Annotated in this window: 15 protein-coding genes and 1 tRNA gene; 9 read left to right on the top strand and 7 right to left on the bottom strand. The window is 32.9% G+C overall.

All coding sequences use genetic code 11. The features are described from left to right. The 8 genes from ACVC08_RS14370 to ACVC08_RS14335 form a co-directional block, all read left to right on the top strand. Positions 1-4,102: T9SS type B sorting domain-containing protein (locus ACVC08_RS14370; protein ID WP_452602542.1), on the top strand; the 4,102-nt coding region annotated here is incomplete at its 5' end. 53 nt (positions 4,103-4,155) lie between these two features. Next, entirely contained in the window at positions 4,156-5,100 is a 945-nt protein-coding gene (locus ACVC08_RS14365; RefSeq protein ID WP_452596892.1) for a PorP/SprF family type IX secretion system membrane protein, read from the top strand. 22 nt (positions 5,101-5,122) lie between these two features. Beyond that, positions 5,123-7,084 (top strand): OmpA family protein, encoded by a 1,962-nt coding sequence (locus tag ACVC08_RS14360; RefSeq protein WP_452602541.1) that lies wholly within the window; start codon positions 5,123-5,125, stop codon positions 7,082-7,084. Between the two features lie 178 nt (positions 7,085-7,262). Next, positions 7,263-7,799 carry an isopentenyl-diphosphate Delta-isomerase gene (idi, locus tag ACVC08_RS14355; protein ID WP_452602540.1) on the top strand — a complete coding sequence of 179 codons (537 nt, stop codon included), beginning with the start codon at positions 7,263-7,265 and terminating at the stop codon, positions 7,797-7,799. Next, positions 7,783-8,193: a 6-pyruvoyl trahydropterin synthase family protein gene (locus tag ACVC08_RS14350; protein ID WP_452602539.1), complete on the top strand. Its 411-nt coding sequence runs from the start codon at positions 7,783-7,785 to the stop codon at positions 8,191-8,193. Before idi ends, ACVC08_RS14350 begins: the two co-directional genes overlap by 17 nt. Positions 8,194-8,205: 12 nt before the next feature. Beyond that, positions 8,206-9,171 (top strand): type I phosphomannose isomerase catalytic subunit, encoded by a 966-nt coding sequence (locus tag ACVC08_RS14345; RefSeq protein WP_452602538.1) that lies wholly within the window; start codon positions 8,206-8,208, stop codon positions 9,169-9,171. Between the two features lie 27 nt (positions 9,172-9,198). Beyond that, positions 9,199-9,468, top strand: coding sequence for a hypothetical protein (locus ACVC08_RS14340; RefSeq protein WP_452596887.1), 270 nt, complete (start codon positions 9,199-9,201; stop codon positions 9,466-9,468). Between the two features lie 57 nt (positions 9,469-9,525). Continuing rightward, positions 9,526-9,599: transfer RNA gene (locus ACVC08_RS14335), tRNA-Thr, on the top strand. Positions 9,600-9,945: 346 nt separating this feature from the next. Here the strand turns inward: ACVC08_RS14335 and ACVC08_RS14330 are convergent. From ACVC08_RS14330 to ACVC08_RS14300, 7 genes are all read right to left on the bottom strand, one after another. Further along, entirely contained in the window at positions 9,946-10,671 is a 726-nt protein-coding gene (locus ACVC08_RS14330) for a hypothetical protein (RefSeq protein WP_452602537.1), read from the bottom strand. Between the two features lie 21 nt (positions 10,672-10,692). Continuing rightward, complete coding sequence (locus tag ACVC08_RS14325; protein ID WP_452602536.1) at positions 10,693-11,568, bottom strand: hypothetical protein; 876 nt, start codon at positions 11,566-11,568, stop codon at positions 10,693-10,695. 3 nt (positions 11,569-11,571) lie between these two features. Beyond that, complete coding sequence (locus ACVC08_RS14320; protein WP_452602535.1) at positions 11,572-12,162, bottom strand: hypothetical protein; 591 nt, start codon at positions 12,160-12,162, stop codon at positions 11,572-11,574. Positions 12,163-12,291: 129 nt separating this feature from the next. Beyond that, on the bottom strand, positions 12,292-13,227 hold the full coding sequence (locus ACVC08_RS14315; protein WP_452602534.1) for a hypothetical protein: 936 nt from the start codon (positions 13,225-13,227) through the stop codon (positions 12,292-12,294). Continuing rightward, positions 13,202-14,713, bottom strand: a complete 1,512-nt coding sequence (locus ACVC08_RS14310) for a patatin-like phospholipase family protein (protein WP_452602533.1) — start codon at positions 14,711-14,713, stop codon at positions 13,202-13,204. The genes ACVC08_RS14315 and ACVC08_RS14310 overlap by 26 nt, the downstream gene beginning before the upstream one ends. Before the next feature lie 10 nt (positions 14,714-14,723). After that, positions 14,724-18,257, bottom strand: coding sequence for a hypothetical protein (locus ACVC08_RS14305; RefSeq protein WP_452602532.1), 3,534 nt, complete (start codon positions 18,255-18,257; stop codon positions 14,724-14,726). A gap of 406 nt (positions 18,258-18,663) precedes the next feature. Beyond that, positions 18,664-20,124, bottom strand: coding sequence for an aminoacyl-histidine dipeptidase (locus tag ACVC08_RS14300; protein WP_452602531.1), 1,461 nt, complete (start codon positions 20,122-20,124; stop codon positions 18,664-18,666). A gap of 228 nt (positions 20,125-20,352) precedes the next feature. On the opposite strand from ACVC08_RS14300, the gene ACVC08_RS14295 reads away from it, so the two are divergent. Then, positions 20,353-21,420 carry a DUF3810 domain-containing protein gene (locus tag ACVC08_RS14295; protein ID WP_452602530.1) on the top strand — a complete coding sequence of 356 codons (1,068 nt, stop codon included), beginning with the start codon at positions 20,353-20,355 and terminating at the stop codon, positions 21,418-21,420. The last annotated feature ends 18 nt before the right edge of the window (positions 21,421-21,438 follow it).

The following is a 21,438-nucleotide window of genomic DNA, read 5'->3' as shown; positions in this document are numbered from 1 at the left end:
CGTAGACTACACGGTATGTAACGATTTAACAGGCGATGGACCAACACCAGACGATGTTTGTGATACCGCAACGGTAACCATAACCGTAGACATGGGACCAGATGCCGACATGGATGGCATCCCAGATGTAGTAGACCAAGATGACGATAACGATGGGATTCTAGACGTAGCCGAAGGCCCAGGCGATCCAAGTGCCGATGACGATAACGATGGCGTACCAAACTATTTAGACGACGACCCAGCCGATCCATTAGTAGGAGACGTCAACGGAACTGTAGAACCAGCGTACGATAATGATGGCGATGGCGTAAGTAATCACTTAGACCTAGACGCCGACAACGATGGCATCTATGACACTGTAGAAACAGGAACAACAGATACAGATGGAGATGGTATTGCAGATGGAACAATTAATCCAATCACAGGAATCCCAAGTGGTGCAGGAACAGGTGTAGCCAATCCAATTGATACAGATGGTAATGTTGGAGAAAATTTACCCGATTTTTTAGATTCGGATTCAGATGATGATGGATGTAGTGATGCTAATGAAGCTTATAATGATGCTAATGCCGATGGTGGTGATGGCGGACAGTATGGAACAGATCCTGCTCCAGTAAATCCTAACGGTACAGTAGTTGCCGCAACTTATGGAGATGCTTCAACTATAGCAGATTCAGATGCTAATGGTGTTGCAGATTATGTAGAAGGTTCTGCAGGAACGCCGCTTCCTGATCCAGATGGAGATGGAGGAGCAAATGCTTGTGATGAAGATGATGATAATGATGGTAATCCAGATGTAACGGATCCAAATCCACAAACACCAACAGCTGAAGATGATAATGCTACAGCTATAATAGGCGTTCCAGAAACAATAGATATTTTAGGAAATGACGATTACTTACCAGATAACACAATGACAGCAGGAAGTGATATTTATATTACTAATGCAGGAACAGGTTCAGGAGTAGGTATTATAACTTTCGATGAAAATACAGGAGAATTGATTTACATAGCTGCAGGAAGTGAAAGTGGAATGACAGTTACAGTAGACTATACAGTTTGTAATGACCTTACAGGAGATGGCCCAAGTCCAGATGATATCTGTGATACAGCAACAGTAACTATTGATGTAAGTACAGGACCAGATGCAGATATGGATGGTATTCCAGATGTAGTAGATCAAGATGACGATAACGATGGCATTTTAGACGTAGCCGAAGGCCCAGGAGATCCAAGTGCAGATGATGATAATGATGGTGTACCAAACTATTTAGATGACGATCCAATGGATCCACTGATAGGAGATGTTAATGGAACTGTGGAAGTAGCATACGATAATGACGGTGATGGAATAAGTAATCATTTAGATTTAGATGCTGATAACGATGGAATTTATGACGTCTTAGAAACTGGTGGTGTTGATAATGATAATGATGGTATTGCAGATGGACCAATAGACCCAGTAACTGGTATTCCAGCTACAGCCGGAACAGGAGTAGGAACTCCAATAGATACCGATGGTAACGTAGGAGAAAACCTTCCAGATTTCTTAGATTTAGATTCTGATGATGATGGATGTTCTGATGCCAATGAAGCCTATAATAATTCTAATGCCGATGGAGGAGATGGCGGTTCTTATGGAACAGGTGAACCTCAATTAGCTGTTGACTCTAATGGTTTAGTCATTGGAGCAGATTATACAACTGGAACTAATACAGATGTTACTACAGCAGGAGTAGATATCGATGGAGATGGGGTAATAGGAGGATGTGATGATGATGATGATGGAGATGGAGAACTAGACATTACAGATCCAGATCCAAACGATCCTTGTATTTATGACCCAGCGAATCAAGATATCACAATGGTCGAAGCTTCATGGAATGCATTAGATTGTGATAATGATGGTTTAACAAATGGAGAAGAAACAACAGGAGTAGATGACCCAGCTACAACTAGTAATCCAAATGGTAATACTACAGACCCATTAGATCCAGATACCGATGGTGATGGTGTAAATGATGGACAAGAAGCAGACGATATGACAGATCCAAATAATCCTTGTGATTATGATCCGGTAAATCAAGACCTTACGATGGTCGAAGCTTCATGGAATACTGCTGATTGTGATGGAGATGGTGTACAAAATGGACAAGAGGTTATAGATATGACAGATCCAAACAACCCTTGTGATTATCAAGCTTCAAGTCAAGATTTAAGTACAGTTACTCAAGAATGGTTAGATGCAGATTGTGATAATGATGGTTTAACAAATGGAGAAGAAACAACAGGAGTAGATGATCCAGATACAACAGCAGATCCAAATGGTAATACAACAGATCCACAAGATGAAGATACCGATGGAGATGGCGTAACCGATGGACAAGAAGCGCTTGATATGACAGATCCTAATGATGTTTGTGATTATGATGTAACTAATCAAGACATTACAACAGTTGAGGATACTTGGAATGATGCAGATTGTGATAATGATGGTTTAACAAATGAAGAAGAAGTAACAGGAATAGATGATCCAAATACAACAGCAGATCCAAATGGTAATACAACAGATCCTCTAGATATAGATACAGATGGAGATGGTGTAACCGATGGGCAAGAAGCGATAGATATGACAGATCCTAATGATTCATGTGATTTAGAGTTAACGAGTCAAACAGAGACACCAGATTCCGAATGGAATAATATCGATTGTGATAATGATGGACTAACAAATGGGGAAGAAACAACAGGAATAGATGACCCAGATACAACAGCAGATCCAAACGGAACGACCACAGATCCATTAGATGAAGATACCGATGGAGATGGAGTAAACGATGGTCAAGAAACAATAGACATGACAGATCCTAATGATGTTTGTGATTACGATGATGCAAATCAAGATATAACAATGGTAGAAGCTAATTGGGATGCTGCAGATTGTGATGGAGATGGCGTGTTAAACGGACAAGAAGTATTAGACATGACAGATCCATTAGATACTTGTGATTACGATGTCGCTAACCAAGATATTACTAACGTCTCTACAGAATGGGAAGCAGCAGATTGTGATGGAGATGGTGTGCCAAATGGGCAAGAGATTGATGACATGACAGATCCTTTAGATCCATGTAGTTTTAACCCTAATAGCCAAGATGGTTCAATGACAACTAGCGAATATGATATGTTAGATTGTGATGGAGACGGTGTAACTAATGGAGATGAAATAGCAGATGGGACAGATCCATTAGACCCGTGTAGTTATGAAATGCAGAGTCAAGATGTTGTTATTGTAACACCAGAATGGGAAGCAATAGATTGTGATGGAGATGGTGTAATTAATGGAACAGAACTTAATGATGGTACAGATCCACAGGATGCATGTGATTTTGTTCCAGCAAATCAGACAGAGCCAGTTTCAGGAGCATTTGGAGCCCTAGATTGTGATGGTGATGGCGTAACTAATGAGCAAGAGACTATTGATGGAACAGATCCATTAGACTTATGTAGTTTTGATATCACAAGTCAAACAGAAACACCTTCAGAAGAATGGAACACTTCAGATTGTGATGGAGATAGTGTTACTAATGAACAAGAAATTGATGATGAAACAGATCCAATAGAACCATGTGATTTCGACTTCATGAGTCAAGATTTATCAGATGTATCAGATGAATGGTTAGCATTAGATTGCGACGGAGACGGTTTTGAAAATGGAGAGGAGCTAGGAGATGAAAATGATAACAATATCCCAGATTACATAGAAGTAAATAATGGAGATCCAGATGCCCCAGATGGTATTAATATTTTTGATATCCTAACACCAAATGGAGATGGTTTAAACGACGTATTTGTTATACAAGGTATAGAGCAATATCCTAATAACTCAGTAAAAATATACAACCGTTGGGGTGTAAAAGTTTACGATGTTGATGGCTATGGACAGAATGGAAATTATTTCAGAGGAATTTCAGAAGGTCGTGTAACAATTAAGAAAGAAGATAAATTACCAGTAGGAACATATTACTATGCATTAGAGTATGTGAATAGTTCTGGAAATACAGTTACAAAAGCAGGTCCATTATATATTAATAGAAGATAAATCATAATTAAATACCTAGCAGATTTTATCTGCTAGGTTTAATACTCGCACTTATGAAAAACAAATTCTTAACAATACTAATCATAACACTACTAGCTTTTTGCTCTACATTTAGTTATGGTCAACAAGATGCTCAGTACACACAATACATGTATAATACATTAAGTATAAACCCAGCTTATGCTGGTTCAAGAGATGTTTTAAGCTTTGTTGGTTTATATCGAACGCAATGGGTTGGTTTAGATGGAGCACCAGATACATTTACTGCCTCTTTACATTCTCCATTAGGAGAAAAAGTAGGACTAGGTTTAAACATAACCAATGATGAAATTTTTATTACTCAAGAAACCTATGTAGATATAGCGTTTAGTTATACTTTAAATCTTTCAGATGAAAGAAAACTAGCTTTAGGGTTAAAGGCTGGAGGTCATTTTTTAAATATAGATACTAATAGGTTAAATACAGGAGCATTTAACCCTGGAGATGCAGAAGCAGAAATAAATATAGATAATAAATTTTCACCTCAATTTGGAGTAGGTATTTATTATTATACAAGTAAATGGTATTTAGGTTTGAGTATTCCTAATATGTTAGAAACAAAACATTTTGATTTAAATGCAGCCAATAATAATTCGTTTGCAACTGCAAAAGAACGTATAAACCTTTATTTAATGGCGGGTAAAACATTCGATTTAAACGATGATCTAAAATTTAAACCAGCAGGATTATTAAAAGCAGTAGATGGTTCCCCATTACAAGTAGATCTTTCAGCAAACTTTTTAATAAAAGAAAAATTAACACTAGGAGCCGCTTATAGGTGGAGTGCAGCATTTAGTGGTATGGTAGGTTTTCAATTGTCTGATAAGTTAATGCTAGGATTTGCTTACGATAGAGAAACAACAGAATTAAGACAATATAACGATGGTTCATTCGAATTCTTTTTACGCTTCGAATTTTTGAAACGTAATAATCGTATGATTTCACCAAGATTCTTTTAACCAACTTAAAATTACTTAAAACATGAGACAACATATATATATCATAATAGCTTTAGTGCTCCTAAGTAGTTCACAAGTGTGGGCGCAAGAGAAAATTGTAAATAAAGGAGATAAAGAATTTGAACAATTTGCCTATATAGATGCTAGAGAGGCTTATTTAAAAGTTGCAGAAGAAGGGTATCAATCTGAAGACTTATTGAAAAAATTAGCAGATTCCTATTATTTTACTGCAGATTATAAACAAGCAGCTAAATGGTATGGCGTATTGTACGATTCGGGAAACAGAGACGCAGATTATTTATATAAATATGCTTTGTCTCTTAAAAGCGATAAATCTTATGTAGCTTCCGATTTAATCATGGAAGAGTTTTTAACAGTAAAAGGAGAAGATTATCGTGCCAAATTATTTTTAAACGAACGCAATTATTTAGAAGAAATAGAGGAACAGTCTGGACGATTTGAACTCTCTAATATTGGATTTAATTCTAAGCTTTCAGATTTTGCGCCAGCTTTTTATCAAGGACGCTTAGTTTTTGCTTCAAATAGAACAAAACGATCAGCCATAAAAAGAATACATGATTGGAATGAACAGCCATTTTTAGATATTTATGGTATTTCTATTAGTGATGATGACTCTAAAAGAGGTGCACAAAAGTTTAGTAAAAAGATTAACTCAAAGTATCATGAATCTACAGCTGTTTTTACTAAAGATGGTATGACCATGTATTTTACAAGAAACAATTATACCAATAAAGATTATAGAGAAGATGAAGAAGGTATTAACCGTTTAAAATTGTATAGAGCTAAAAGAACAGAAGATGGAAGTGGTTGGGAGGTAGAAGAGTTACCTTTTAATAGTAATGAATACTCAGTAGCACATCCTGCATTAAGTAAGGATGAAAAAACGTTATATTTTGCTAGTGATATGCCAGGAGGAAGAGGCCTATCAGATTTATATAAAATAGCAATAGAAGGGGAAGGTTTTGGTAATGTAGTAAGTTTAGGAGATACTATAAATACCGAGGGGAGAGAAACCTTCCCTTTTATAAGTGAAGATAATAAATTATATTTTGCATCTAATGGGCACATAGGATTAGGAGGATTAGATATGTTTGTTGTAAACATAAATGGACCAAATAATTATGGAGAAGTCTTTAATTTAGGGAGACCAATAAATAGCCCTCAAGATGATTTTACATTTATTATTAAAAAAAACGGACTAGGTTATTTTGCTTCTAATAGAGATGGAGGGGTTGGTGATGATGATATTTATAGCTTTAAAAGTATAAAACCTTTAATAACAACAAGACAATGTAAGCAAAACATGATTGGAATTATTAAAGATGATAGAAGCGAAGACCCAATAGCAAATGCAAAGGTTTATTTATTAAATACAGATGGTAAAGTTATAGCTGAAAAAATATCTGAGTACGATGGCTCTTTTGAGTTTAAAGACTTATCTTGTAGTACACAATATGCAGTACGCTCAAAAAAGAAAGGTTATACTACAACAGAGAAGCCTTTTGCAACAGGAAAAACAAAAGGGACAGTTGAACGTACCTTGTATATGAAAGAAGGAAATGATTTAGGAGAAACATCTGCTGCTCTTGGAGCGGATTTAGTTAAAATATTAGGGTTAAATAGTATTTATTTTGATCTAGATAAAGATTATATTCGTGCCGATGCAGAAATAGAATTACGAAAAGTTATTGCTGTAATGAAATTGTATCCAAAAATAAAGATAGATGTTAGATCGCATACAGATAGTCGTGCAAAAGATAATTATAATATAGATTTATCTGAAAGAAGAGCGAAGTCTACAATAGATTATATAGTAAAAATTGGTGGAATAGAGCGTTCAAGGCTAACAGGAAAAGGATATGGAGAAACACAATTATTAAATAGATGTAGTAATGGAGTTCCTTGTGCAGAGTACGAACATCAATTAAACAGAAGAAGCGAATTTATTATAGTTGCTAATTAATATTCATATTTCGGGAGAAAATATTTTATATTTTTTTAATAGCAACTAAGGAAGTGCCCTCTATTTGAGGGCATTTCTACTTCTATATAATTATAGAAAGGCTGTATGCTTAAAAATAAATTAAAACAGATAAAAACAATAAGCTATTTTGTAAATTTGTGAGAAGTGAATTTAAGAAATGATAGAAGAAAACGTAATACTCGTTAACGAAAAAGATGAAAAAATAGGGTTAATGCCCAAAATGGAAGCTCATGAAAAAGCAGTATTACATCGCGCTTTTTCGGTTTTTGTTTTTAATAATAAAAATGAATTAATGCTGCAACAAAGAGCATTAAGTAAATACCATTCGCCAGGGCTTTGGACAAATACCTGTTGTAGTCATCAACGAGATGGAGAAAGTAATTTAGAGGCAGGAAAAAGACGTCTACAAGAAGAGATGGGGTTTGTTGCCGAGTTAGAAGAAAAAACATCTTTTATATATAAAGCTCCTTTTGATAATGGATTAACAGAACATGAATTAGATCATATTATGGTAGGTCATTACAATGGTATTCCTGAGATTAATAAGGAAGAAGTAGAATCTTGGAAATGGATGCCTTTAGAAGATGTAAAAACAGATATAGCAGAAAACCCAGAAGTATATACAGCCTGGTTTAAAATTATTTTCGATAAGTTTTACGAATTTATAAATATAACGGATGAGAGTAACTGTTAATAGAAAAGCACATTTTAATGCAGCTCATAGACTGTATAGAAAGGATTGGTCTTTTGAGAAAAATGATGCCATTTTTGGGAAATGTAATAACCCAAATTATCATGGACATAATTATGAACTTATAGCAAGTGTTACAGGAGAAATAAACCCAGAGACAGGTTATGTTATAGATGTTAAAATATTAAAAGACATTATCAAATCTGAAGTAGAAGATGCTTTTGACCATAAAAACTTAAATTTAGATGTTCCTGAGTTTAAAGATTTAAATCCTACTGCAGAAAATATAGTTGTAGTTATTTACAATAAAATTAAAGCTAAACTAGACACCAAATTAGATTTGCAAGTAACCCTTTACGAAACACCTAGAAACTTCGTGAGTTATTCTGGCAATTAATAGATACCCAATATGTTATACCCAATACTATTTACGCCTATTTTAAAAGATAAAATATGGGGAGGGCAAAAGTTAAAAATCGAACTAAATAAAACAACGAATCTTAATAATGTAGGAGAGAGTTGGGAAATTAGCGATGTAGAAGGCGATACTTCTATAGTTAAAAATGGCACTTTAAAAGGGCAAAGTTTAAAACAACTATTAGAAACCCATAAAAGTGATTTAATTGGAAAGAAAAACTATGAGGTTTTTGGGAATAAGTTTCCTCTATTAATCAAGTTTATAGACGCTAAATCACACTTGTCTATTCAATTACATCCTAATGATGAATTAGCAGCAAAACGCCATAACTCTTTTGGGAAAACAGAAATGTGGTATGTTATGCAAGCCGATGAGAATTCTAATTTAATAGTTGGCTTTAATCAAAAAGTAACTTCAGAAAGTTATTTAAAACATTTAGAAGAAAAGACTTTACCAGAAATTTTAAATTTCGATGAGGTTTCTAAAGGAGATACTTATTTTATAGAAGTTGGTCGTGTACATGCTATAGGTGCTGGTGTTATGTTGGCAGAAATACAGCAAACTAGCGATATAACCTATCGTGTTTACGATTGGGATAGAGTGGACGATAAAGGGAATAGTAGAGAATTACATAACGATTTAGCTATTGATGCTATAGACTTTGAAATGGAAGATAATTTTAGAATAAATTATTCTAAAACAGAAAACATTTCTAACAAAATGGTAAGCTGTCCTTACTTTACAACAAATTACCTTCCTGTTACTAATGAGACACTTAATAAAACTAACACCTTTGATTCTTTTATAATATATATGTGTGTTGAGGGAGAAGTAATTGTAAAAACAAAAAACCATTCTGAAATACTAAAGAAAGGAGAAACCTTGTTATTACCAGCAAGTATTAAAACATTTGAAATTACAGCAAAAAAAGCAGAACTATTAGAAGTTTATGTGTAATTTTGCAAACAATAAAAAATAAATATTATGGCAAATAAAAGAGACCTTAAAAAAGACATTAATTATGTTTTAGGTGACATTATTGAAGCAGTTTACGTTTGGGAATATTCAAACACAGGAAAGGATACAAAAGAGAGCGAAGCAATAATTGACGAAGCTATTGAAACTTTTGATGAATTAATTGCTAAAGTAAATGCAAAAGATGTAGAGAATAAAAAGTCTCATTTTAAGGCAATTAAGGATGAGCTAGAGTCTAAAGGTCGCGCCCTTATTGAGAAAATTAACAAATTAGGTTAATTTTTTTTAAAAAAAGTTTGCAGATATTAATATCAATATTATATTTGCACTCGCTTTGCCGATGTAGCTCAGCTGGCTAGAGCAGCTGATTTGTAATCAGCAGGTCGTGGGTTCGAGTCCCTCCATCGGCTCAAAGTTTAAAACCACTCTTTTTAGAGTGGTTTTTTGTTTTTTAAATTGGTGTTAATATATTAATGAAGAGTCATTTTTTACTATTGTTTTAAAAGAGAATTGGCTGAACCATTATAAAAGATAATAAGTTTTGACTGCTCTCAACCTGAGATAGATTATACTACAGTGTATTTTAATTTAAACAAAAACCTTAATAAGAAAGTTACTCACATAAAGAGTGTCTTACAATAGTTAACTAAGTTAAAAATTAAAGTCACTCACAAAAGAGAATCCTACGCACAGAGCAAGGTTTCTCACGAAAGAGTATCTTACCTTATTAAGGTTTTTAAATGTACTATTTTTTATTTAAATTAAATAATTAATAGCATCATTAATTCCAGAACTTCCTAAAGCTATTTTAACATCAACAGGTTTAGATTCATAATTAATAGTATCTATTGTTATTTGTAATTTTAATCTAATCGGAACAAAAGGTTTAGCATGTCTAGAATATTTATAAGAATTTCGTCTGTAAACACTACCCGATGGTACAAAATCTTTATATAAATTTGAATGCGGTCTAAAATAATGAATAGGTTTTAAATCTAATTCCATCGTATTGGATGTTACATCGTACTCCGATTTTCTATTCCATAAAGCCGCATCTTCTGGTTTCTCTTTATAATACCCTGCTGGCTTTTTATAGCCGCTACTTAACTTCTTTCTTTGCTTATAGCGTTCAACTATAATTTTAGGTTTATGTTTTTCTATATCAATAGTACCTACTAATGACACTTCTAATGTTTTATGTAAAACACTTCTACTCAAAACATTATTATATCCATTAATTACAGCTGCTGTACTTCCTGCTTGAGCTTCTATAATTTTATGTGCGGCTTCGCTATGTGTTCCACTATTTGCCTTATAAAAATGATAAAAACTACCTTTATAATCTGCTGATGGTTTTATATTAATTCCAAAATTAAATTCATTTAAATGCGCATAACTATCTATAAGCTCTGCAAACTGTGCCTCTGTAGGATAATCTCCTGTTTCAAAATAGGTCTTTAATATATCACGTGTTTGTTTCATTATTTTATAACTTTTATCACTCTAATATAAACTGTCTTTTCTAATATATTTTTTATAATATTCTACCTCATTAAAAGGAATTAGAGAGTAATAGACTGAAATTTGTTTTTCATAAAATTTTACATGATAGTAATCCCAATGAATATTTCCTTCTCTATCTAATCTCGCATATTGCTTCTTCTGCTTTTTTGTAAGTCCATAATCTACAATAAAACGCTCTGTAATGGCTTTATTGTTCGTTAATGAATCATTGTATGTATATTCATTATATTGTAAAAGGTCTTGATGTGGAATATCTCCTTTAAATCCATACAAGGTTAATGAGTCTTTTTTTAGATGCCTAGAATTACCATGTTCTTTTTCTAATTTAGCTTTAGTGCATAATATTAAATCTTGGTAGCTTTTGAAATCTATAGAATCCTTCATTTTTACACCAAAAAGCGTTTCTATAGTTTCATCATAATAAAAATATTTCCGTACCATTTGAGAAAACACATACTTATCGGCTTCGCTTTTTATTTTCATTTGAGAGTCAAAAGGTTCATAGAAATTATAATAGCTGATATCATGTAAACCTGTTTCTTTATCTTCTCTAAGAAAAAATAGTTTTTCTTTTAAATCATCTTCTGATACTCCTCCAAAAAGACGATCTCCAAATATTTTTGAAAAATGAGAGTCTTCATAAGGTATTTTAACTTCTATGGCTCCTCTTTTTTTTTCTAAGTCTCTGCAGTATTCTTTTGTATAAAACATTGAGTCTTTTAAAAACAAGGATGTATCACAATACTCAGGAATTTTGTCTCTTATTAATTGCTGCTTGTTTTCCTGTGTTTTACAATTAAAAAAAACTAAAGCACTAATAATGATTATAATTAAGTTAAATAATTTTCTATACATCTTTTAGTTTTTTGCATTTAAAATACGTAACACATCTGTTTTAGCTTTATTAATTAAAAACAGTTTATACTCAGCTTCTTTATCTCCCTTAGGTTTTCTCAACGCTGTTAATTTTGGAGATGAAAAATCTGTTAATTGCCACTCATAATAGGGTTTTGGTTCTCGTTTTCCAATAGAAGCTGCATCATTGACTACAATACTATAAGCTTCTTCCTCTTTGTTCCTTATTTGTCCCTTACTACCCGGAAACATAAAGGTTTTAAAAAGATCTCCTAATAGCCCTGAAAGGACTTGTCCATTATTTTCTTTAAATAGTTTCTCTTTTAATTTTTCATTATCATTAAATATCTTGTCTCCTAATGGCTCTGGTTCTAGCCTAAACCCAAGTGTTTTTTTTGTAAAATCAGCATCAGAGTTAAAAGTATTAGCCGCTACATCTAATAATTGTTCTTGGCCAAAAATATTTAACGATTTTTTTTCTAATTTATTAAATGCGTTTAAAGGAAAATTGTTTAACATTCCTCCATCTACCCACAAGCCCTTATACTCATTATTATATTCTTGCATTTCTTGTTTGTTTACAGTTGCAGTCACAAAAATTGGTTTAAGAAGCAATGGTAAGTTCATTTTGTGCATAACTATCTATAAGTTCTGCAAACTGTGCCTCTGTAGGATAATCTCCTGTTTCAAAATAGGTCTCTAATATATCGCGTGTTTGTTTCATTAGTACTTTTTAAATTGTCTTTTATAAGCTTCAACACTGTCAAGAAGAACTGAAAAAGGAACTCTTCCTCTATTTTTTCTTATAACATCTATTTTTTCTTTTAATTCAATACTGAACTCTTCATATTGATTTAACGTAGAGTTCTCCCATGAAGACAATTCTTTAATATTTTGTAGCGTATATGTAGAGTCTCTTTGTAAAATATAATTTGGAACATTACTAGAAAAACTAACATAAATAGCCATATCTCTTAACCTATATATTTTTTCTCCTTTATTAAATGCTTTATCTTTATCAGAAGATTCTCTATTTAAAGTCATTGTATAACAATTAGAATCAGTTGTTGATGTAAATGGGGTACAATAGGACCTAATATCATCTTTAAATAGCACCTCTCTTTTATCTATCTCATGATAATTTTTAGGTCTCTTCATTAAAGAGTCTGGAATATTATATACTAACCCTTCAAAATATTGTTTTAAAATTTCATAATTTCCTTTTTTTACATATGGTAATTTCAATTTGTCTAAGTAAGTATCTTCCGTAAATATTTTATATATTTCTTTTTCAATAATATGCTCCTCTTTATTTATAGAATCCCAACTCGGAACTCGCTTTTGAGATATATAGCCAACTAGCATATTCAAGCTGTCATTTTCATTGTTTCTTAAATAGAAATGGCGTTTTGTATTCCAGCTGTTACTTATACCCTCTGCTGTATTCCACTTTATAATTAATGGTTTATAATGACTATAGTTTTTAAAGGATATAGGAGTAGAACCTAAATTTAGTTCATATTTGTGATAATCTAAAAAATAAATACAATCCTCACATCTTTCTAAGGAAATGGGTATAATATTTTTCTCTTGTATGGTTTTACATGAACTTATTATTAATAAAAATATTATGCTAAAAAATACGTTTTGATGTTTCATTATATGCTTCTTCTATTCTTCCTTCTTTAACTATTTCCTTATTAACACTTCTCTTATTTCCTTTTCCAAAAGCAAATCCTTGTCGCAAAGGAGAAAAATCAACAACACTTAATCCTTCTGAATTAATGTATATTGTTCTTTTTTGCTCCTTGTCATTCCTGATTTGTCCTTGACTTCCTGAATACATAAATGTGCCCAATAAATCTAACATATAGGGAAATACGTTAAAATAATCAGTCTTATTAAAAATCTCATTTTCATCGACTTTTTTTGTTTCTGAAAAATCTACTAATCTAAAACCTATGACCTTATCATTAATATCTAAATCAGAGGCAACATCATTGGCTGCAACACCCCAGCCTATATGATTAACATCTGTTAAAAAATTAAATCCTCCTGTAGCTCCGTTATAACTAAAATTCTCAAAGCGATTAAATGCATGTACAGGATAATTATTAAGCATACCTCCATCTACCCACAAACCTTTATACTTTAAATTATACTCGCTATCTTTATTCCCTCTATATTTATGGACGGCGAGGTCTACATATATTGGTTTGAATATGAGAGGTAGATTCATGGAAAGACAAACTGCATCTATGACAGGGAAACTAGGGGTTGTATGAACAGAAAAATATCTAGGAACATGCTGTGATACATTTGTTCCTGTGATTACTAAATCGCAACCAAAATAATTAAAAAAATCTTCAAAAGTTATGTCCATTCCATTCGTTTTGACACTTTTTTTGATAGCATTATTAGAAACACTTTTAAGTCTTTCTTTTACTCTCTTCTCTAAAATCTTCTTAAAATATTTACGTACTGCAATTCCTGAAAAAGCACCTCTATAAGCCATTAAACTATGTAAATACACATCAGCATCTGTACCATTGCTGGATGGAGATGTTGGTGTTCCAAATATCTTTTTTATAATAAAAAGCTTAGCCGTTTCCCCTCTTATAGCAAATGATTCTATTAATTCGGCTGCAAAACTTAACCATGAAGGCTTTTCTTTTATATAATTTAATTCTCTTTTATCTTTTTTTACTATTCTATACTTATTTAATACATTTAAATGCATAGTTTCAAAAAATGTTTCAAATATTCCTACACGCTGTTTTTTAGGAACTCTTTTTAATGTTACTGGCGGAGGAAAATAATCTTTCTCATATTTAAAACCGAGTTCCACTTCTTCCGAAGAATATCGTTTCAATTCATTAGCTATATCTGAAGCAGTCATACCCATAGCTAATAAAAAAGCTGTTATAGCACCTGCTGAAGCTCCAGAAATGCCTTTTATTTTTCGATTGGTAGGAACTGGATGATTTACATAATCTATTAAAGGAGATATTTGTAATTTTTCTTCTAGTGCTTTTATTACACCTAAATATGCTGCTCCTTTACCTCCTCCTCCTTCAAAACATAAATATTCTATATTCTTTGAATTTATATTTTTACCCTGATTAGGGCTTTTAGCATCTATCATAAATTATGATTTAAGAAACTTTAAATTTACCAACACCTCCCTCTGGGCTTCCGCTTAACGTACTACCGCCTGTGCCATCCCCTTCGTATTCTGTACATTCACAAGGTAAACCATCACCATCTATAGCACCAGAGTTTTTTTGTAATACATTTAGGGACGTTGGTACTCTTGTTTCCCAAGGCTCTCCAACTGGTGTTGGGTCTTGCTCTATTAATTCATCTACAATGGAAACGTATAATGGGTCTTCTGGTAATGGTACTTCACCGCCATTCCAAACTTTTCCAGTTTCTAAATAATACATTATGGCAGTTTCATAATTTGGTTTTATTGGTACAACAACACGTGCCATTCCTGCTTGTAAAAAGCCTCTGAATACTGGGTCGTTATCATCTAACTTGTAAATTTCTTTCCAACTACATTGCTTACCCCAAAAATAAGGATAGAATAAATATGACATAATATCCCAATCGAAGGCTTGCTCAAAGAATTTAGCCTTTTGTGAATAACAAGCAAGTGCTTCACCTGCTTGCATGTTTGGCATGTCTTCTGCTGTATCACAAACATTTAGCTCATTATAATGGCTATTCCCAACTTCTACTTCTAACCATTTTAAACAGTTCTTTTTTAGTTCTTGTTCCTCAATATTTCTATTGTAAAGCGGATTGTTTCCTTGTATTTGTATGCCTAAAGACGATTGAGCTTTAGCTTCTGCTATTGCATTATCATAAGCTGCTTTTTTCTCTTTATAAGCATTAATTATTTTATTGAAAGTCTCAATTTGCCAAGTGGTAAATGTTTCTGGTTTTCGAACACAATATACAGTTACATTAAGATTCATAGTAAACATCTTAACTGTTGTAAATGAAAAAGGTACAGTACCTTCTGTTATTGCTGTAAAATCATATAGAGAATTCCATGCGCTACCGCTACCGCCATCCCATGCTACTTTTGTTACTGAGCCTAAAGATACTTTAAGTTGCCAACCTCCTTTTCCTAGGCCTTGTACTATTGCATGACCATGTAATGCAGTATAACCTTCAGGAATAGTTAAATCATTATTAGATTGTGAGTAAGATGCTTCGTGATCGTTAGTTTCACTATATGATTTAGCTATAGACTTAGATAATGGAGGTGGTGCTGAAGCTGTTGACTCGTAATTAGCAAGCCAAGTAGCGTAATTAGTTGTCGTTAAAGCAGAATGATTAGGCAATCCGTTTTCTCTAGGGTCTAATGGCTCTTCAATATCTGCACCAACTTCTCCATTTGCCATTGCCCATAAATGAAATTTAGCAGGCTCTGGTATCATAAACTCAAAGGTTAAACGCTTACCATAATTAACAATTTGGTTCTTATATATTTTATCTACCCAACGGTATAAGCCAGTGGCATGCCCGTTTGTATTATTCGTATTATCTAGACCATGTAAGTTATTTTCTTCAAACTCTTCTATAACCTTATTAACACGTTCTTCTCTTACTCTATTAGTTACTCTATCTAAAGCACGACTACTTACTTCTTTTGCATAATTAACGGCTTGAGAATTTGCTTCGGTAGAAGAAGTTGCTGTTGCAAAACCAGCATCTGAAGTTAGCCTTACAGGACCATATTTTGCAGATACAGTAACACCAATATCAAAAGCAGAATCTTGCTGAATAACTTGAGCACTTTCTTGTTCCATTTCGTAACGGTCTGTTGTCGTTGTATCTCTAAGTTTTTCTGTAGTTGTTTCTGTCTCAAAAGTCGTGGTTGTTTCTTGTCGGCGTAAACGTCTAGTAGATCGCTCTTTATATTCGCCTTGCATGATGTTCTCTATATGAGAGACTTCTCCAGCAGAATAACAACACACTTCTTGCTCTACTCTCATATAATCTGAAATCCCCAAATTTGTTACTCCAGAACATTTTACATCATCATTATCATCCGAACCGTTATCGTCTCCTTTACATGGATCTATTAAAATATTTCGTATTCTTAATCCACTCTGAGCAAAAGAAAAATCTAAGCTTAAAGGTTCTATTCCAGAAGATGGTGATGCATCATCAGCTTCATGAATTGTTAATAATTGTCCTGTGGTTGGCCTAAATAATTCCCACACAATCTTTGCACCTGTAAAAGTATCTGTTCTAGATATTCTAATATGATCTCCTTGTCTAACGTCTACATGTGAATTTACAGAGAGGCCATTAATATATGCAATAGCTCTTGTTTTTACCACAGAAACGAGACCGATACGCACTTTTTGTCTATGGATTCCAATGGCATACTTTATAGTATTAAAATTAGCATCTGAGTTTTGTGGAGATAAACCAATATGATAGCCTAATCGAGTAGGTAAATTATCAACTGTAAAACTTATTGAACCATAATCTAAAATACTATTTTGAGAAGCACCACCAGAATTACCAAATCCAGATGCCGTTGATTGAATATAATCTGTCTCTTCAATACTATTTACCATATCTACTAATACAGGTTTACATCCTGTAAACGGTGATGGTATATTTGGTATTTTCAATTCCAGAATACTACCACCAGCTATAACTTGTTTTTTTGTTAATGAGATAATAGAAGACAATTCTTGATTAAGTTTTCTAGCATCTTCTTCAATAACATTAATTGCGATAATAGGGTCTTGTAATTTGGACAAATCTAAAGCTCTAACAACATCTAGAGTGGTTTCTGAAACGTACTTACCTAATTCTCTTAACCCCAGCAAATTATCTGTTACAGCCGTAATATCTTCAATAGAAACACTTGAAACAGAAACAAATTCACCATCTGTAGGTGGGTTAATTACCGTACTCTTAATGTCTTCATATTTTACATTGTTAATGTTTTTTACATGAAGTTTATTTACTTCTTGTAGTTCTTTTATAGCAACTTCATATTGATTTAAAGTTTCTTTAATTGTCTCACTATCTATTGTAGTATAATTTCCTTGTTTTGGAATTGTAGAATCACTAACTCTTTCAGGTTTCGATAAAATTGTTTTTGGTATAACAATTTTTGCCGAAGCTAATTGCCTTAATAACTCATTATTAGTAATTAATTTAGTGTCTTTATGTTTTTTAACAAAGTTATCTGCTACTAATAGCATTAGTAAGGCTTCTCGTATATAACCAGATGTATTCTCTATAGCGTAATAAAATAAGTTATCCCAAACTATTAATAATTGCTCATCATTTAGAGGTGTTGCAGTAACTTTTATAGTCTTTACATCGAGAGTATTTCTATTTCTAAATAACCAATCTGAAAATGTAGATAAATTTGGATTTATTAGGCTTACAGCTTCTACAGAAGATAAGGGCTTAAAATCAGCAGATGTTTTTTGGTTATTATCTGTAGCTAAAGCTTTTCTTCTTGGATTGCCACTACCTACATTAACTGTTTTTGTAAATTGGCTCTTTGCTATATCTGGGTGATAAATAAATTTTACCTGTTTGCTTGCTGGTGAAGCTGATTGCGGATTACGTATAGTTACAAATTTAAAGACATTAGATTTGCCTTTTGCTCTTTTTTCCATAGGGATGTGTTGTTCTTCCATATATAAATTACTGATTAATAAGTGATGTATTTAATAACTTTATTATTGTTAATTTATTTCCATAGGTGGTAATAAATTTGTGTTAAAACTCTTATGCTTCTAAGAATTTTAAAGTTAGGATTTATACTTGGTTAAAAAAATACGTAGATCTACGTATTTTTAAATGAGCGAAGCTTTTATATTAAAAAAAATCTGATTATCCGTTTTGTATTATTATACTTGTGATGACATGCTGAACTTGCTTCAATATTACATAACCTCTAAAAACATAGATGCTTCATAGTGAGAACCTGAAATAAGTTCAGGTTGCGGTAGGCTTTATGATTGATTACGGATGTTCATTAAAAAAATAACCCTGTTGAAATTTCTTTCAACAGGGCTTTTGTATTAATAAATTTGTATTTTATTATTTTTTAGGAATACGTTTTAAAATTTCTAAAACAAAGTCCCAATATTTTTGAGCAGAAGAGATACTTGCACGCTCATCTGGAGAGTGTGCGCCTTTAATAGTTGGTCCAAAACTAATCATTTCCATGTCTGGGTAATTAGTTCCTAAAATACCACATTCTAGTCCTGCATGGCAAGCAGCGACATGTGCTTTTTCGCCATTTAATTCTTCATAAGTACTACTTAATACTTTTAGTATAGACGAGTCCATGTTTGGTGTCCATCCAGGGTAATCTCCAGAACACTCTACTTCGCATCCTGTTAACTCAAAGGTAGCACGTAATGTATTGGCTAAGTCTGTTTTTGAGCTTTCTACAGAAGATCTTGTTAAGCATCCAATTTTTATATTCCCGTCTTTAATAATTACACGGGCAATGTTGTTAGAGGTTTCTACCAAGTCTGTAATATCTGCACTCATTCTATATACGCCATTTAAGGCTGCATATAGAGCGCGAGTTACACCTTCTTGTACACCTAAATCCATAATGTTTTTAGGCGTTTCTGTTGCCTCGATAATTACTTCTAAGTCGGGCTCCATGGTTTTAAGCTCTTTTTGTATTGTATTTACAAGCGTTTGCATTTCGTTATTAAATGCAGCTTCGTGTACTGCATCTATAGCAACAATAGCTTTGCTTTCTCTAGGTATAGCATTTCTTAGGCTACCACCATCTATTTCAGAGATGCGTAAACCAAAGTTTTCGAAACCATCAAATAATAAACGATTCATTATTTTATTTGCGTTCCCTAACCCTTTATGGATGTCCATTCCAGAATGTCCGCCTTGTAAACCTTTTACAGTAATAGCATAACCTACTTTAAATTCTGGTGTTTCCTCTTCTTTATGAGTACGTGTTGCTGTTACATCTATTCCTCCTGCACAGCCTACACCTATTTCGTCATCTTCTTCTGTGTCTAGGTTTAAAAGAATACCACCATCTAGTAAACCTCCTTTTAATCCCATGGCTCCCGTCATACCAGTTTCTTCATCTATAGTAAATAGGGCTTCTATAGCTGGATGAGGAATGTCTGTACTTTCTAAAATAGCCATTATAGTTGCAACACCTAAGCCATTATCTGCACCAAGTGTAGTCCCTTTAGCTCTTACCCAATCGCCATCTACATACATTTCTATGCCTTGCGTATCGAAATCAAAATCGGTATCTGCATTTTTTTGGTGTACCATATCTAAATGCGATTGCATAACGATAGTTACTCTATCTTCCATACCAGAAGTTGCAGGTTTCTTTATAATGACATTACCAACTTCGTCTTCTATAGTTTCAAGTCCTAGTTTTGCACCAAAATCTTTCATAAATGCAATAACACGTTCTTCTTTTTTTGAAGGGCGAGGTACAGCGTTTAAATCGGCGAATTTATTCCAAAGTTGTTGTGGTTGTAATGCTCTTATTTCTGAATTCATTGTTTAATATTTAATTGAAGTACAAAAGTACGAATTGCAATTAAAAAAAGAGCCCCCTATTTTAATAGATTGAAAAAGAACTTAGTCCATACCCCTGATTGATGCGGCATCCTTTTACAGCTCATTAAAAAGCTGTAAAAGATATAGCGGAAAGCAGGTAGAATCCTTTTTAAGTTAACGAACAGATTGGGTACATAGCTTTTATATTTTTTAATTACATTTGAAGGTATGTTTAAAAATAAAAAACGAAGCCTCGCTTTATCCTTAATTCCTGCTATAATTTGTGTTAAATTATTAGCTTTTTTTCCAGAGTTTGTAGAAACGTATTATAGTGGTGCATTGTATCAATACATATCAAAAGTATTTAGGTTTACTTTAGGTTGGTTGCCATTTTCTTTTGGAGATATTGTTTATGGTTTGGGTATTATTTTTGTATTACGTTGGCTGGTTATTAATAGAAGGCGAGTATTAAAGGATTTTAAGGAGTGGCTTATAGATGTATTTGCAGCTGTAAGTGTATTATATATAGCGTTTCATATATTATGGGGGTTTAATTATTATAGATTGCCTTTACATGAGAATTTAAATTTAGAGGCTGATTATTCTACCGAGGCATTAGTTGCCGTGACTAAAAAATTAATAGCAAAATCGAATAGCATACATACCGAAATTACTAAAGATAGTGCTGTAAAAGTAAGTTTGCCATATTCTAAGCAAGAAATAGTAAACCTTGTGCCTGAAGGATATGCGCTTTTAAAAGAAAAATTTCCACACTTAAATTATAGCCCAGTAAGTATAAAATCGTCTTTATTTAGTTTACCTTTAACTTATATGGGGTTTAGTGGGTACTTAAACCCATTAACAAATGAAGCACATGTAGATGCTTTAATACCAAAGTTTAAATACCCTACAACGGCTTCTCATGAGGTAGCTCATCAATTAGGTTATGCAGCAGAGAATGAGGCAAATTTTATAGGCTGCCTAGTAACCACAAATCATAACAATATTTATTTTAGGTATTCTGGTTACACTTTTGGTTTACGTCACTGTTTGCATGAAGTTTATAGACGAAACCCAGAATTATACGAAACGTTATTAGCGACTATAAATTACGGGGTTTTGGAAAATTATAAAGAAGTAAGAGCATTTTGGGATCGTTACCAAAACCCAATGGAACCCATTTTTAAAGAAACGTATAATACATACTTACAAGCTAATAGTCAGCAAGATGGAATGAAGAGCTACAGCTATGTTGTTGCTTTATTAGTAAACTATTTTAAAGATAAAACTTTATAATTTAGGAATTTATAATGT

It is taken from the genome of Pontimicrobium sp. MEBiC06410 (assembly GCF_053601615.1).
Note: the sequence above shows the minus strand (reverse complement) of the source record. Positions and strands in the feature narration are given on the sequence as shown.